The 17,340-nt window shown below is 32.7% G+C and carries 9 protein-coding genes; 6 read left to right on the plus strand and 3 right to left on the minus strand.

Annotated features, from left to right (window positions below; genetic code table 11):
• Positions 1-7,315 precede the first annotated feature (7,315 nt).
• On the minus strand, positions 7,316-8,722 hold the full coding sequence (locus tag CXK86_RS19905; RefSeq protein WP_101314352.1) for a replication-relaxation family protein: 1,407 nt from the start codon (positions 8,720-8,722) through the stop codon (positions 7,316-7,318).
• Between the two features lie 658 nt (positions 8,723-9,380).
• Between CXK86_RS19905 and CXK86_RS19910 the strand changes: the two genes are divergently transcribed.
• Positions 9,381-9,692, plus strand: a complete 312-nt coding sequence (locus CXK86_RS19910) for a hypothetical protein (protein ID WP_091036763.1) — start codon at positions 9,381-9,383, stop codon at positions 9,690-9,692.
• Positions 9,679-11,139, plus strand: coding sequence for an FtsZ/tubulin family protein (locus CXK86_RS19915; RefSeq protein WP_180361806.1), 1,461 nt, complete (start codon positions 9,679-9,681; stop codon positions 11,137-11,139). The genes CXK86_RS19910 and CXK86_RS19915 overlap by 14 nt, the downstream gene beginning before the upstream one ends.
• 113 nt (positions 11,140-11,252) lie before the next feature.
• Here CXK86_RS19915 and CXK86_RS19920 read toward each other — a convergent pair whose 3' ends face one another.
• Both CXK86_RS19920 and CXK86_RS19925 read right to left on the minus strand, forming a co-directional pair.
• Positions 11,253-11,849, minus strand: coding sequence for a hypothetical protein (locus tag CXK86_RS19920; protein ID WP_101314354.1), 597 nt, complete (start codon positions 11,847-11,849; stop codon positions 11,253-11,255).
• The gene (locus tag CXK86_RS19925) at positions 11,827-12,603 is read right to left on the minus strand and encodes a ParA family protein (RefSeq protein ID WP_091036754.1); all 777 of its coding nucleotides are present in this window, start codon (positions 12,601-12,603) and stop codon (positions 11,827-11,829) included. The genes CXK86_RS19920 and CXK86_RS19925 overlap by 23 nt, the downstream gene beginning before the upstream one ends.
• Before the next feature lie 606 nt (positions 12,604-13,209).
• On the opposite strand from CXK86_RS19925, the gene CXK86_RS19930 reads away from it, so the two are divergent.
• The 4 genes from CXK86_RS19930 to CXK86_RS19945 are packed head-to-tail and all read left to right on the plus strand — an operon-like array spanning position 13,210 to position 17,339.
• Positions 13,210-14,670 (plus strand): hypothetical protein, encoded by a 1,461-nt coding sequence (locus tag CXK86_RS19930; protein ID WP_101314355.1) that lies wholly within the window; start codon positions 13,210-13,212, stop codon positions 14,668-14,670.
• 13 nt (positions 14,671-14,683) lie between these two features.
• Positions 14,684-15,790: a flagella basal body P-ring formation protein FlgA gene (locus CXK86_RS19935; protein ID WP_101314356.1), complete on the plus strand. Its 1,107-nt coding sequence runs from the start codon at positions 14,684-14,686 to the stop codon at positions 15,788-15,790.
• 14 nt (positions 15,791-15,804) lie between these two features.
• A complete protein-coding gene (locus CXK86_RS19940; RefSeq protein WP_101314357.1) occupies positions 15,805-16,530 on the plus strand; it encodes a hypothetical protein in 726 nt (241 codons plus the stop codon).
• On the plus strand, positions 16,518-17,339 hold the full coding sequence (locus CXK86_RS19945; RefSeq protein WP_100526654.1) for a chromosome partitioning protein ParA: 822 nt from the start codon (positions 16,518-16,520) through the stop codon (positions 17,337-17,339). The genes CXK86_RS19940 and CXK86_RS19945 overlap by 13 nt, the downstream gene beginning before the upstream one ends.
• Position 17,340: the final 1 nt, after the last annotated feature.

Below are 17,340 nucleotides of genomic sequence, written 5' to 3' on the forward strand. Positions count from 1 at the left end.
TTTCAAAAAATGGACAAGCTAAACCCTTGATACTACTGAGTTTTTCGTAGTTATTGTATAGGATTCATAATCTCACCTTGAGATTGCCCAAACTCGTAGGTAGTAGATTTAAGTGCACCCGAATTACATTATCGATTCGGTTATTTGTTTAATTCCTACTCTTAATCTTCAACTCAATTGTAACGGGTAAATGTTCATATTTCTCGAAAATTTGAGTTCTAATACTTTAATACTACTGAAACAACTGAATAATTTTATGAAATACAAAAGATCGTGTATAGCAAATCCTTAATGTGCTAATACTATTAGTAGGGAGCTTTTAGTTCGAAGTATAAACCTCATATGAACTGAACATAATATAGTTCAATAAAGTATTTAGTTTACTGAACATCTCTGAAACTCAGACATAATATTTAGTGAATTAAGTAATACGCTGTATTAATGTAACATGTGTCTGATTTTCACCCGTCAATACATACATATCCTAGAAGTAGTGTTAACTCGTTTAACTATTCTGTTGGTCTCAACAACTTAACTGTGTGAACAAGTTACATTCTTACTTGATATAAACGTATTCAGTTTAATATTACTTCGAACTATTGATTATACAGTCAGCCCCTCAGTTAATGGTGAACTAAGCTGAGCAGTTTTATACCACACTTTATGCGTGTTCAGTTTACAACAGGCGTATTTAATAGACTACCGAGAGAATACATATCCAATGGATGGCATGAAGTCATCTCAGGAGAATACAAAATGATAGTTTAACAACATAATATATTCAGTAACGTATTGAACAATCAATAATGAAGAATCATTTAATCTATAAGGTTTCATTCTCATTGAAATTACACAAACTGTTACGTTGTCTATTACGTAATAAATAAGTATTCAGTTTCTCACACTAGAAATCTAACACTACAATACAATGAATGACTATAAGTCATCTATACGTGCTGGCTCGTATATACTGCATAATCAAATTACTGAACTTGAATATATTTATAAGAATATTGAGTTTACTGAATACTTTTACAACAAATCATTAAGTACTAAAAGCAATTATGTCTAGATTTCTATGCGGTAATAAAGATATGTATTTGTTGTTTAATTAATTTGAATATATTCAGTTATATATTCAGTTCTATAAACGTAAAAATACATCGTAATAAAAATATGCTAACACGATTAACTCTCTGCTTCACGAACGTAATCAGTTTACTTTCACTTGGAACTGGTGATTATCTCGTATTTCCTGAATGGCCGTAGAAGTGCATACTTCTATTTCGTGGCTTGTAGATCTTATTTGATACCTACTATTAGTATTACATAATATATTCAGTTTAGTACTAAATAGTCACTATGTAGAGTCGTTGTATCAGTTTGATTAGTAGCTCATTAAAGTTACATCATTTATTACGTTGTATATTACGTAATATTTAAGTATTCAGTTTTGCTACATTCGAAATCTAGTATTTCAATGCAATGAATGATTATAAGTCATCCATCAGTGTATTTATGCTAGCTCGTATATACTGCATAATCAGATTACTGAACTTGAATATATTCATGAGAATATTGAGTTTACTGAATACTTTTACAACAAATCATTAAGTACTAAAAGTAATTATGACTTGATTTCTATACGTTAAAGAAGTTATCTATTTGATATTCAATTAATCTGAATATATTCAGTTATATATTCAGGCTTCTAAGCGTGAATATACATCGTAATAGAGATAAACGTTAACACGATAACTCTCTGTGGGTGGCAACAGCATAATTGTATGTAGCAGTTACTCTTTTGCTTATCACAAACGTAATCAGTTTACTTTTATTTGGAACTGATGATTATCTCGGCATTCCATTCCTGAGTTTATGCTTAAACAGTAAGATTTTAGATACCACACTTTATATATGTTAAGTGTTTCCGTTACGCTGTACATGAGAATTCTAATGGCTATAGAAGTGCATAGTTCTATTTCGTGGCATGTAGGTCTTATTTGAATATTTATTATTAGTGTTACATAATATATTCAGTTTAGTATTACTATGAAGAGTCGTAGTATCAGTTTGAGAAGTAGCTCATTAAAGTTACATCATTTATTACGTTGTATATTACGTAATAGTTAAATATTCAGTTTTGCTGCATTGGAAATCTATCACTAAAATGCAATGAATTATTAAAAGTCATCCTTAAGATTTATGTTGACTCGTATTTACTGCATAATCTGATTACTGAACTTGAATATATTCATGTGAATATTGAGTTTACTGAATACTTTTAAAACAAATCATTAAGTACTGAAAGTAATTATGTCTTGATTTCTATACGTTAAAGAAGATGTGTATTTGAGATTCAATTAATATGAATATATTCAGTTATATATTCAGGATTCTAAACGTGAATATACATCGTAATAGAGATAAACGTTAACAGGAATAACTCTCTGTGGGTGGGAACAGCATAATTGTATGAAGCAGCTACTCTTTTGCTTATCACAAACGTATTCAGTTTACTGTTACTTGGAACTGATGATTATCTCGTCATCCCTGAGTTTATGCTTAAACAGAAAGGTTTTAGTTACCACACTTTATGTATGTTAAGTGCTTCGTTACGCTTCACATGAGAATTTTAATGGCCATAGAAGTGAATACTTCTATTTTGTGTTAAATACTTACTATTAATATTACATAATATATTCAGTTACATATTAAACAGTAACTAAAAAGAGACATTGTATCAGTTAGATTAGTGACTCTTTGAAGTTACAGTATCTATTACATTGTATATGATGGAATAGATACTTGTTCAGCTGACGCTACATTGGAAATGTAGAACTATACGACATCCATAAATATTTGTACTGGCCAGTGTATATGATTATTCAAATTACTAAGCTTGAATATGTTCAGTAATATATTCAGTTATTTAAATCTGAATATTCACGGTATTCGAAAGCCGTTAACATGAGAACTTTCTGCGGGTACTAAAAACATAATTGTATGAAGCAGCTAATCTCTTGCTTATTACAGACGTTTCAGTTTAGTGTTAAACATTCTCTATAAAGAGTCGTTGTATTAGGTAGATTAGTTTCGCAGTAAAGTTACATCATTTATTACGTTGTATATTACGTAACAGTTAAATATTCAGTTTTGCTACATTGGAAATCATAGAACTACAATTCAATAGATGATTATAAGTCATTCATAAGATTTATGCTGGCTCGTATATACTGCATAATCAAATTACTGAACATGAATATATTCATGTGAATATTGAGTTTACTAATACTTTTACAACAAATCATTAAGTACTGAATGCCTAAAACCAAATAAGTCCTGATTTCCATACGTAAAAAAAGAATATATATTTGATCTTCAATTAATATGAATATATTCAGTTATATATTCAGGTTTCTAAACATGAATATATACTGTATAGACATATATGTTTGCTCAATTAACTCTCTGCGGGTAAAAACTGCATAATTGTATGAATCAACTAATCACTTGCTTGTTACAAACGTATTCGATTTTATGTTACTTGGAATGATTATACCGTCAACCTCTTCGTTTATGTGAATGAAGCCAATGGAGTTTTAGTCACCATACTCTATGTATGTTAAGTTTACCGTTATGCAGTACAGGTGAATTCAAAATGCCTAGTAGTAAGTACATATTTCTTTTTTTGTGGTGTGTAGGTATAATTTGGCCACTTACTGTTAATATTACATAATATATTAAGTTAAGTATTAAACAATCACTATGAAAAGTCATTGTGTAAGATAGATTAGAGACTCTTTAAAGTTAAATCATATATTACGTTTTATATTACTTAAAAGTTAAGTATTTAGATTACATAACATTGAAAATGTAGCACTACAATTCAAGGGATGATTATAAGTCATCTAAAAGTATTTATGCTGGTCGTATATACTGCATATTAAGATTACTGAACTTGAATATATTCATGTGAATATTCAGTTTGGTGAATAATTTACAACAAATCATTAAATACTGAAAGCCTAAAACCAAATAAGTCCTGTCTTCCATACGTTAAAGAAGAATATATATTTGATCTTCAATTAATATGAATATATTCTGTTATATATTCAGTTATATATTCAGGTTTCTAAACATGAATATATACTGTATAGACATATTTGTTAACTCAATTAATTCTCTACGGGTACAAACTCCATAATTATATGAATCTACTAATCTCTTACTTATCACAAACGTAATCAGTTTACTTTTATTTGGAACTGATGATTATCGCGTCATTCCTGAGTTTATGCTTAAACAGTAAGGTTTTAGTTACCACACTTTATGTATGTTAAGTGTTTCGTTATGCTGTACAGGAGAATTCTAATGGCCATAGTAGTGAATACTTCTATTTAGTGGCTTGTAAGTCTTATTTAAATATTTACTATTAGTGTTACATAATATATTCAGTTTAGTATTAAACAGTTACTATGAAGAGTCGTTGTATTAGTTTGATTAGTAACTCATTAAAGTTACATCATTTATTACGTTGTATATTACGTAATAGTTAAGTATTCAGTTTTGCTACATTGAAATCTAGCACTACAATGCAATGTATGATTAAAAGTCATCAATAAGATTTAAGCTGACTCGTATTTACTGCATAATCAGATTACTGAACTTGAATATATTCATGTGAATATTGAGTTTACTGAATACTTTTACAACAATTCATTTAGTATTGAAAGTAATTATGTCTCGATTTCTACACGTTAAAGAAGAAATGTATTTGATATTCAATTAATATGAATATATTCAGTTATATATTCAGGCTTCTAAACGTGAATATACATCGTAATAGAGATAAAAGTTAATACGAATAACTCTCTGTGGGTGGCAACAGTATAATTGTATGAAGCAGCTACTCTTTTGCTTATCACAAACGTAATCAGTTTACTGTTACTTGGAACTGATGATTATCTCGTCATTCCTGAGTTTATGCATAAACAGTAAGTTTTTAGTTACCACACTTTATGTATGTTAAGTGCTTCATTACGCTGCACAGGAGGATTCTAATGGCCATAGAAGTGCATACTTCTATTTTGTGTTAAATACTTACTATTAATATTACATAATATATTCAGTTACATATTAAACAGTCACTAAGAAGAGACATTGTATCAGATAGATTAGTGACTCTCTTTGAAGTTACATCATCTATTACGTAATATATAACGTAATATTTAAGTATTCATTTTTGTTACATTGGAAATCTAGCACTACAATGCAATGAATGATTATTATTCATCCATAAGTATTTATATTGGCTCGTATATACTGCAGTTTACTCAATACTTTTACAACAAATCATTAAGTACTGAAAGCCTAAAACCAAATAAGTCTTGATTTCCATGCGTTAAAGAATATGTATTTGATGTTCAAATAATATGAATATATTCAGTTATATATTCAGGTTTCTAAACTTGAACTTATACTGTATAGACATATATGTTAGCTCAATTAACTCTCTGCGGGTAAAAACTGCATAATTGTATGAATCAACTAATCTCTTGCTTGTTACAAACGTATTCGGTTTCATGTTACTTGGAATGATTATACCGTCAACCTCATCGTTTATGTGAATGAAGCCAAAAGGAGTTTTAGTCGCCATACTCTATGTATGTTAAGTTTACCGTTATGCAGTACAAGTGAATTCAAAATGCCAAGTAGTAAGTATACATTTCTTTTTTTGTGGCCTATAGGTATAATTTGGCCACTTACTGTTAATATTACATAATATATTAAGTTAAGTATTATAAAATCCTATGAGAAGTCATTGTGTAAGATAGATTAAAGACTCTTTGAAGTTAAATCATATATTACGTTGTATATGACTTAACAGTTAAGTATTTAGATTACACAACATTGAAAATGTAGCACTACAAATTCAAGGGATGATTATAAGTCATCTATAAGTATTTATGCTGGTCGTATATACTGATAATCAGATTACTGAACTTGAATATATTCATGTGAATATTGAGTTTACTGAATACTTTTACAACAAATCATTAAGTACTGAATGCCTAAAACCAAATAAGTCTTGATTACCATACGTTAAAGAGGGATATGTATTTGATGTTCAAATAATATGAATATATTCAGTTTTATATTCAGGAAGCCACATATGAATATTAACCATATACTTAAAGCAGAAATTTACCCGATTAACTTCTCTGCGGGGATAAATAGCATAGTAGTAACATACAATCTGCAGTCTTCCTTACTATATACGACTTAATTCAGTGTTATTGATTATATAGTCATCCTCACCGCCTATGGTAGATTAAACCATGGGGGTTTAGTTACGGCAGAACATGTATTTTTAGTATACGATAAAATTGTATAAGAGAATTCGAACAGCCACCGAGAGTATATATCCTTTAGTCGGATTTTTAGGAGTCTTATAAGAATACAATTATATTACATAATATATTCAGTAATGTATTAAATATTTACTGTGAAGAATCATTGTATCAGTAAAGATCAGCATTTCTTTAAAATTATAAATTACATCATCTATTACCTTGTATATTACGCAATATTTAAGTATTCAGTTAGTATTACATTTGAAATGAAACACTACAATTCATTAGATGATTATATATCATCAATGAGTACTCATACGTTGCAATATATACTTACGACACTACACCGAGTCTTCTATCACAAAAAAGCAGGATACGGATAAAATCCAACTTAAATAATATAAATATATTCAGTTTTATATTCAGATTCCTACATCTGAATATACTTAAGATACTTGAGGCAGAGATTTATATTATTACTAGCTCAATGGTACCTATAACGTATTTGTGATAAACATGCTGAGTTCTAACTTAATATAAGTATTCAGTTTACTGTTACTTGAAATTACTGATTATATGGCAAGCCCCACAGTTTATGATGGATTAAACTGTGGGGTTTTCAAAGGCACTAAAAGCTTGGGTATCCATTAAATGACTAGTAGCGATCTAATGACAATACTAAATTAACTATTACATAATATATTCAGAATACTGAAGATTTAAAATTAAATATTTATATTACGTAATATATTCATTAAAGTATTATGTTTTGAAAATTGTTTGATTGACATAATCTAGATCATTTTTGAATGGTTCGTAAGTGAAACATCATAAAAGTACTTAAGGTAAATCAGCACTGTACTTAAAGGATGGGTATACTTTGAAATATGTTCGGTATATGAACTTGAAGATTTAATCATGACGCAGCTGGACTATATTTATCTTTAATACACAAAAACTTAATCAACAAGAAATAAATTTAAGGGGTGGGTTTGAATATGATTCCCGTTTTTATCGAACCACTTATTCTCAGAAACATTATGCCAAAGATACTTCTTAAAGATAGAATCGAATTTAACCTTCTGATCACAACCAATAAAATCAAGAGAATGTGGCTTTTTATCCGAGTAAAGTAACACAGGGATAACCTCAATTGCATTAATCCTTTTCATGGATTCAATAGTTTCGAATTTTGAAGCGAAATCTATTGCCTTACAAATACCACCAGTTTCATATTCGTCGAACTTAACATAAAGAAAAACCTGATGTTCATTGCTTTTAAGGCGAGTTACTGTAAAATACGGCTCCCAACCTAATATCTTCATTTCGTTACCATATAGATAACAAAAACTTGAAAGGGAGGAGGCATTCGTGAGATTTTTGGAGGGCTTTGGTTGTCCAATATAAGCTTGATCATTAAGGAGCGGTCTTAAGTTTAAATTCAGTTTATTTTTAAACAAGTCTCCTTCATTTATAAAGGACAGCACTAAACTTTCAAGTGATTCAATATTTCCTACATACAAATTTATAAATGTGCTCCAGTTTTCAATGGTGTTCAAATAATTCCGCTGAATATTCTGCCATCGAGACCAAATACTTTGACGTGCAGTCGTTACAAAAAAAATAGTACTAGGTATAGAAGTGGCTAAAGAATCTCGCTCAACCCCTTGGCTTATATAGGACAGATATTGATTGTACTTAGAAAACTTCTCATATAAAAGTTTGCCTTTCTCCGTTCCCATATCAAACTCAACCCAACAGTGAAATTCCTTATCAGTACCATTAGGTCGAATAATAAACTCTCCATCGGGCCTGAAAATTTTCTTAGTTTCGATTTTAGTATTCTCATCCACAGAGGAGAACTCTACTGAGGCGTATCTATTATCAATAAAATCATATGTGAAATTATGTTTTAAAGATAAGAGTTCCATTAAAACATTGAAATCAATACCCAAATTATGATGTTTTTGCAGTCTCTCTTTTGGAGCGCGATAAAGTTCATATGGAAAATAACCGTGTTGATTATTCCAACCTGTATTTCGGTAACCTTCAATCTCAGGGATATCTAAAAGGCTGTAAGCTATAGATAATCCTTCTTCTGATAAAGTTAAAACCTTCGTATCATTACTAAGCTTAGCTGCCACCTGAATAATACCGGTCTTCTGCATTTGAGCCAACTGATTCCATGTGCTTCTCATTTTTGATAAGTTAAGTAGTTCCCATGAGAAATGAGGATAGGTTAAAGGAATATTATCCGGATCCAAAAGAAAAAATACTTGATATGGGGTAAGACTTCTATAAATAAAGAGACGTTCAATTATCTTACACTTGGTTGGAGAAAGTTTATGTATTGTTCGAACATCCAATTTGATGACAACTCCTTTATAAATTTGCTTGAATTTGATACATATTTACTAACCTTTATGAACCCTAAGTTCTTGTCACTTAAAGCAGTATGTCGAGATTAACAGAAAAAAACCTTATGTGACAACGAATTTGTCGACCTTTTGTGGTCGATATACGCAATGACAGACATCGTGATAAGTTCAGTGATAATAATAGTGACTCAGTCACCAAAGTTATCACTGAATCAATCATTGGTGTAGTCATTAAAATCGTCATAATATTGTTTGAGTGTATTATTTTTTAGAAACGAAATATTATAAAATAAATGAGAGAAATCACACTACTATTGTGGATACTCTCCAACAGACCATTAAGAAGAGTAGAAAAGCGTCTATACTCTCACCTAATGTAAATAAAGATAATATGACTATATTTAAGTAAAATAGAGTCACCCTAGGGTCACTCTAAATTAACAGCTTTAATAAAAATGTCTCACACGAGAAATCGTTATAACTGATAGAGTATTACAGAATTCATATTAGATAAGATTAGATAAGATAGCATTCTTAAAATTAGATTTAGATATATTTGCTAAATTAATATTAAAGAGATATACTTAAGGTAACCTAGAGGTGACCTTAAGGTGACCTTATAATCAAAGGGAGGTGAAGACTGAGCATGTCAGAAAAACTTTATACAGAGGTGCATTATCGAGCATTTCTTGATAAATTAAGTGAGGCTCACATATCGGTATTGAGCATTATTACAGACAACAATCTCATCCCTAAAAAAGACATCATCTCTATGATGAGTGAGGATTATTCTAAAAATCCAGTTGTTGCCGCAATAGATGCTCTTTTGTTCGCTGGTTTAATATCATTCGAGTACAGCAAAAGGCAACATAAGTTCTTTCTTTCTGATGACGGTAAAGCATTCACAGAATATGTAGCAAAACAATATGAGGAGGAAAATTCTAATGGGTCTATCTAATAGTAAAGTACTTACATTCATGAACGAAAATGCACTAATCAATGACGTCTCTCTAAGATTTGGTGTAATTGGAGCAGGGCAGAAAGGTAACAAAGATGCAGATATTTTTGCAGGTTATACATATGCAAATGGAAAACAAATATATCCTAGCCTTGCCGTGAATTTTTCTAAAAATGACATGCTTCATCTTAAGAACATTCCGGTCGAAGATCGCATACATTTTGAAGATTTTAGAGGTGCTGCCCGAACACCTTCTCTTGTTGTTGAGAATTTCGATCCACAATTGAACCCAAATGCAGACAAGATGCGTAATCAATTGATTGAAGCAATGGAAAGAAAATTCATGGATGTTGATCATTTGTTTATTTGCGCTGGAGCTGGTGGGGGCTTTGGTACAGGCTTTATTTCACTAGTGTTAAGTTTAATAAAAGAACAGTTTTTTCCGGTCCCTATAACTCTTTTGCTCTCAAGTCCATTTGATGATTTCACTGAAATGTCTAATGCAATTCTTCTCCTCGCAGAAATCAAAGAATTTATTGAACTTCAAAATGAGCTATTTAGTCCAGGTCAAGAAAAACCACTTGGTAGTGTAATTCTTACTGATAACAAGAAACTATTTAACGACTTTACAACCAAAAAAGAGAATAGACTGAACAGTAGTACTTTGATTTCTTGGAAAGATGAAGGGAACGATGCGATTATAAGTACTATCCATGAGGCTAACTTGATCCCTGCTAACTTTGGATCAGACAATAGTACTTATGATCCCTCGGACTTTATTAAAATCGTACAACTGTCAGGTGGTTTCTTGAGTATTCACAAAGCTAGCATTGAAGCCCCTTACGAAAGTAATACATTGAATAGTAAAATGAGAAATAGTATTCAGCTGGGCTACTTTTCTTGTGGTCATGATTATGAAACTGCAACAATGTATGGTGGTTTTGTACTTAGACCATCAAGTGCATCAATATTCAAAGATGTCAAAACAGAACAGACTATTAAACAAGTAATATCAGAGTTTAATGATACAGCTCAAGGAAAATATGGAGATCCTATCTGGTTTGATGAATACGCGGTTGTCTATACTATTTTTAGTGGGATGACTTTACCAAGCCGAGTCGTTGAAATGACTATAGAATATGATGAAATGTTAGAAAAACAAAAACAGGTAAAAAACAAAGATATCGAACTGAATATCTCAGGTGTAATGGAATCTGTAAAACAATCCACTTTTAATCCATATCAAAAACGAGGAGCCAACAAATTTGGTGGTGGCGCTTCTGGAGGCTTTGGGGGATCTGTATTCAATCGAAAGCAAGAAAATCAAATTGAAGAAGAAGTTGCTTCAACTACTGAAGAAATTTCAGAGCCTAATAACAGATTTGGAAGCAACTCGGATGATACTAAACCTACAAATGTATGGAATAAAATTCAAAACCGTAAATAGGTTCTCACTCAAATCACTAAACGGTTTAAGTTGTTTGTAGCATAAAATAAGAAAGAGGTACGAAGAGCTTATTTGCTCTTTGTACCTCTTTCTTATTTTGAAATTCAGTAAGTTTATAATTTGAATTCCTTATTTTCATTCACTAACTCTAGCACAATTCTTAGACCTGAGTTAATCATTTTCGTTTTGTAGCCTTTTTTCTTACCTACACATAACTTATCTAATTCAGCCAACAATTCATTTTCGATTAGATACGTTTTACGCGTATGTGTTTCTTCTACTTTTAAATCAACTGTGTTTGATAAAGATGAAATAATACTTGATATCCCGTTAACAGCTGAAACTTGTGGATGAGAACTAACAGGTGCTTGCTCATTGCTCTGTTTCGTCTCTTGAATTTCTTGTTGAATTAACTCTTTAGCAGGATCTTGTTGTACTGGTTGTTGGTATTGCTCTACTAAAGGTTGTGCTACTGGTAGTGGTTCTTGTTGTGGTTCTTGTTGTGTTACTTGTTCTTGTTTTGGTTGTTCCTCTGCTGGATTAATTGTAGATATATCCGAATCAACACTTGAATGTTTATTCTCATCAGAAACAGGTCGCAAAGAATTATTACCGCTTATAAGAGTATCATTCAATATACGATTTTTTTGATCTGATCCGGTAGTACCACTGTCACCCAACAATTTTTTAAACTGATCCTTTTTGGACACGGTTTAGCAACTCCTCTAAAAATTGTTGATATTGCTCAAGAGCATCTCGGTCCTCTTTTGTTGTGTTTTGGATACCAAGAATAGAATACTCTTTAATTCGATTACGTCTTTTAATTACAGTGTCAAATACCCAGTCCTCATAATCTTCCCTAGCTTGATCAATAATTGAAGAGTCAATTCGAGTTCTGGAATCCGACATACTTGGTAGAATGCCAGCTAACTTTAATGTAGGCGTAATTCTTTCTTTAATAAGTTCCACCAATTGAAGGTACCTTGGGATAGCTTTAAAACATAAAGGTTCCGATTGTAGCATAACTACCACATAGTCGCTAGCAGATAATGCAGATACTGAAAGATCGCCTAAGTTAGGTGGCTGGTCAATAAGGATAAAATCATACTGGTCTTTTATGATATCCAATGTTTCTTTTAGAGAGGTAGGAACAACTCTGTTTACATTTCCTAAAGCTCTGCCTAATGTCGATAGGATGTCGTCGGCCGGCAATAAATCCAGGTTCTCATTCACTTTAACAATGTACTTAGCAGGATCTAAATCAATAATTGCGTTTAGTACTGTATTATCTTCAAAAGAGTAAATGTCTTTTCCTGATAATATTTGTGTAGTGTTACCCTGCGAATCAAAATCAACAGTTAAAACTTTAAATCCTCTTTCAGCTAAAAGATAACTCGTAATGCATGTAGTAGAGCTTTTACCCACTCCGCCTTTTTGTACTCCTATAGATACTGTGATACCCATGATATCCTCCAGTTCGGTATAAATATACTTATACTCTATTTTGGTGGATAGTGGAGAAAGAGTCAAGTGTAATACACACAAAACTGAATACTTAAGTGTTAAATGAACAATATAGTATTCAGTTTTATATTACATAATATATTTTTAACTATACAAATATTACACAACATGCAGATTATACAACTTAACTAGTACTACGATTTACTTGAGTAAAGAGGGTACAGTGAAAAAATTGAAATCAAAGTTGTTGACACAAACCAGTTAATAATCTATATTGTGTATAAATAAACCAAATATGATCCGGACGGGTCCTCAAAAAAAGCGAAGCACGCTCGATGCCTTAGGCATTAAGCGTGCTTTTTTTTGTTTTCTTACCCTGAAGGAAAGGGGTGACAGTGATTGGATTATACACCTGGGGAACTGATGCGTATCCATAGAACAAGACAAGATATGACTCAAAAAGATCTTGCAAACTGCATAGGATCATTTCAAGTGAGAGTCAGTAGATTGGAAAATGACTTAAGCCACCCACACCTGACGAGATAAAGAAGATAGAGAAGGTTCTTGGAACTATTATTTGGAGTCAACAAAGGGGAGATGCAATGAATGGCACCTGATTTTGAGCAACTCAATAAGAAAAAAATTATTATTGCCATTCCTAATCCTGCTTTTGCAGAGGCTTTAAAAAAACATTTTGAAAATGAAAACATTCATGTATTAGAAGTGTGCGTTGTAGTTGATCATCTTGTGGAGAGGCTTCATCTAATCAAAGAAGACCCTTCAACCACTTTAGATGCAGTCATTATCTCAAGCTCTCTCGCTGTAAAGCAATCTGATAAAAGGCACGAGTTCCTCGCAGATGTAATTGATAGAATTCGAGAAGATTTCAGTAAAAGCTCGATAATTTTTTTATCGGATGAAAAACAAGGTCATCCTTTACTTGCTGAACTAGTATCCATGGGGATTTACAATATATTTTTGAAATCACAAAAATCTGAACCCTTGAATATTAAACAGTTAATTAAATGTATAGACCACCCTTTACCTTATAGTGAAGTTAAAAAGTATCGGAATTATGATCAAGGAATACCGTGGAGAAGATTTGTAAATGGTGCTCAATCTATAACCATTAATATTGAGGGACATAACAAAGATAAGGCCCACAGACGACAGGATAAACAAAATGTGAAGGAAGGTGAGGTTAGTACCAATACATCAAATGAAATAAATTCTTCTTCTAAAGAAATGGATGAAGATGAAGAACATCTGGTGAAGAGTAACAAGCAAACAAACAAAACAATCTTACCCGACATCATGGAAGAAGAATTAGAAGAATCCGATTTTTGGACGCTACCTGATCTGAAGCAGAAGATCGTAGTCAGAGACCGAATTGTCGGTAAATCAGTCATCTCGGTAGTCGGTATCGAAAAAGGCGTAGGAACAACCCACTCTTCTATATTGATCGCAAATTATCTGGCAAGTCATGGATATTCAGTTAAGTTATTAGAACTGAGCGGAAATAACGAACTTGTTTATATCGAGAAAGCCTACGAAGGTAAAAACGTAGACACCCGTCTTAATGATGAATTCATAATTGAAGGCGTAACTTACGTAAAATCAGCAGATGAATTTGAAATGGCTGACCATCTGAATTCAGAACATACACATATTGTTCTAGATATGGGGACTTATGAAACCACTGAACACATATCTGAATTTCACCGGGCAAGTACCCAAGTTGTAGTTGCATCAGGTAGTGAGTGGAAACAGCACAACATCAAAAGATTTCTGTCATCCAATCATGTTGATCTCGAAAGATGCATCTTTATGGTCCCTCTTGTCAGCAAACAAAGCATTGCCGATATCGAAAAAGATAATGAGGGAATCCATGCATTAGAAATCCCTTTTCACTCTGATCCTTTTGACTCTCAGGATGATACGAATGAACAATTTGATCTAGTGTTTGATCGAGGATTTACAAAGAAGAAGAAAATGATAAAGAGATCCATTCTTTTACTAGCAACAATTATACTTATGTTTTTGTTAATTTTCTTTATTTCAAGATAAGGGGTGTATGTAATTGTCCAAAGTAAGGCAGCGTACAAAAAATTTGATTATAGCTGGTGTTGTAGGGGCTCTATCTATGGGAGTTTTATCAACTGGTGGCGCCATCTACCTCATTAAGCAGCAAGCTAAAGAGCAAAAAGTGTTAAGGATGCATTATGAGTCTCAACTCGTTGAAGCAGAGGCATTACTCCAGCACCAACAATCAACTATGAAAACAGTCGTAGTAGCATCCAAACCGCTAAAAGAAGGGGACAAGCTTAAGAAGGAAAATTTGAAAGTTATTCAAATTCCTGAAACAGATGCTCCAACTAACATGGTACAGACACCAGATGATCTATATGGAAAGATCGTTAAAATTGAGGTAGGTGAGAATACACCCGTAATCAATTCAATGGTATTTGATAACGGTCCAACCCCTCGTGATCAACGGATACAAGAGTACAATGTGATGTTACTTCCAACTAAACTGAAAAAAGGCCAATTTGTAGACGTACGGTTAACCTTCCCGACAGGTGAAGATTTTATCGTTCTATCAAAGAAAAAAGTTGAGGATCTTTCCGGCACAACTGTTTGGTACAAAATTAATGAAGCTGAATTGTTAGTAATGACTAGTGCGATCGTTGATGCATACCTTAACGGTGCCAAACTATATGCCGTTACTTATTCTGATCCATATATGCAAGAAAAAGCAATTCCAAACTATCCAGCTAACCTGAAAGTAATTGACCTTATTCAATCCGATCCGAATGTTCTGACATTCGCAAAAGAACAATTAAAAAGAAATGTAAGACAAGTACTAGAAAACAATCTCTCTCAAATGGATGAAGCAGATAAAATGAAAATCCAAAATGGAAGTGTGATCTTACAACAAGAGGTTGCTAACAACCAAATTACGAATCAGCAAAATAACGAAGCAGTAACCGGAACACAGGGGGCTCCTATACCCGATACAAGTACAGAACCGAGTACAACACCAGGTAGTTCAATAGATTCATCTCCAACAACTCAATCTACGGAAGCAAGTAAAGAGGAAATTGTTCAGCCGATAGAGTCCGGACTGGATACTTCTACAAGCGAAGAAAAACAGAAAGACGTTTTTGGGCAGCCATTAGTGAAATAGAACGGAGGGGCAGCATGAAAAGATCATTATTTCTTGGATCAGCAGATATAAGTGATTTGCTTCAATATGTAGGTAAAGTCATTTCAATTTCTGGGAGGAAAGTACTTTTAGTTGATGGCACAACAGAAAAGTACATACAGAACAACACACCAACACTAATGACGACATCGCAAATGAAAGTAGTAGAGTTTGATGGGTTTGACGTAGCAGTTGGCTACGAAACTTTTGATGAAATCGAAACCTTAGTTGCAAAAAATGATTATGAGCAACTCATTGTTCACTGCAGTGATATTTCATTTTTGAACAAAGAGGAGTTCAATTCGTTTCATACCAAATATATTGCCGCTACGCCAGAAAAAATGAGCATAGATAAAACAGTTGATTTAGTAAAGGTTTTATTCGGAAAAGAACATTCTGACGGTAAAAGTCCAAAAACAGATGTTACTAAAATCTCGGTTAATCATGTAGAAGGCAATATTGCCGAGGATTACCTCGAGACAATTCTGACAGACCTCCCTATCAGTTGGTCTGAAGAGCCATTTGAATTACTACATGATGAAATTGATTATGTAACAAAAATAAATAACCAACACCAAGGAAAAATAAACATTCGACGTCTCTCAAAGAACTATAAAGGGATTATTAAGAAATTAACGGCGGAAATTTCGGAACTTGAAACGAATTTAATAAAAAGTTCTATGAAAGAACTTACGAGGAGGTCCTTTGCATGGGGCAAGTAGCATTTTGGAGTAACCGTCATGGTCAGTCTGGAAACTCATCCAATTTGATTGCTGTGGCCACACTCATTGGGATGGAGTATTTAACGAAAACGCTTGTGAGTCACACACATTGGAGTATGTCATCTTTGGAATCTACTTTTCTGAACGAAAAGGATCTTGATAGTTCAGAGTATTCGAGCTTAGGCATCGACGCCTTAGAGAGACTAGCTCGCAGTAATCGCTTGGCTCCAAAGATCGTAAAAGACTACACCGACACCGTTCTGCGGGATCGTTTAGAACTACTGCGTGGAACAGTGAAACCTAATGAAGAAATGTTCTCCATGATTCATGAAGTAATCGGAAGTATTTTCGATGCGGCAAAGAATTACTATAATCTCACTCTGATTGATGTGAGTAGTGGGATGCGAAACAAGTTAACGAATTCGGTCCTGACGACCTCAGATGTAATCGTAGTTAATCTCAACCAAAATAAAGCGGTCTTAGATGAGTTCTTCACTGATGAACCAGAGTTCCTCAAAGAGAAAAAAGTTGTAATTGTTCTTGGTCAATATGATCGTCATTCCAAATATTCTGTTTCCAACATTAAACGAATGTATAAACCAAAAGCACCTATATATACCGTTCCTCACTGCACAGGTTACATGGATGCTCTCAATGATAAGTCAGTAGTTCAATTTTTCTTTCGAAATAAAAATATCGGAATCCAACATGAAAATCACTTCTTTCTGAGTGAAGTTCGAAAACTGGCTAAAGGGATATTTGAAGCCGCTGGAGTTGATACAAAGATATATAGTGAGCAGGGGGCTTAAG

This window comes from Paenibacillus sp. BGI2013, assembly GCF_002843485.1.
In the GTDB taxonomy this organism is placed as follows: domain Bacteria; phylum Bacillota; class Bacilli; order Paenibacillales; family Paenibacillaceae; genus Paenibacillus; species Paenibacillus amylolyticus.

Bases quoted from the DNA above. Each gene is read 5' to 3' on its own strand.
- CXK86_RS19910 (WP_091036763.1), top strand. From the start codon at position 9,381: ATGTCAGAAAAACTTTATACAGAGGTGCATTATCGAGCATTTCTTGAT.
- CXK86_RS19915 (WP_180361806.1), top strand. From the start codon at position 9,679: ATGGGTCTATCTAATAGTAAAGTACTTACATTCATGAACGAAAATGCA.
- CXK86_RS19925 (WP_091036754.1), bottom strand. From the start codon at position 12,603: ATGGGTATCACAGTATCTATAGGAGTACAAAAAGGCGGAGTGGGTAAA.
- CXK86_RS19930 (WP_101314355.1), top strand. From the start codon at position 13,210: ATGGCACCTGATTTTGAGCAACTCAATAAGAAAAAAATTATTATTGCC.
- CXK86_RS19940 (WP_101314357.1), top strand. From the start codon at position 15,805: ATGAAAAGATCATTATTTCTTGGATCAGCAGATATAAGTGATTTGCTT.
- CXK86_RS19945 (WP_100526654.1), top strand. From the start codon at position 16,518: ATGGGGCAAGTAGCATTTTGGAGTAACCGTCATGGTCAGTCTGGAAAC.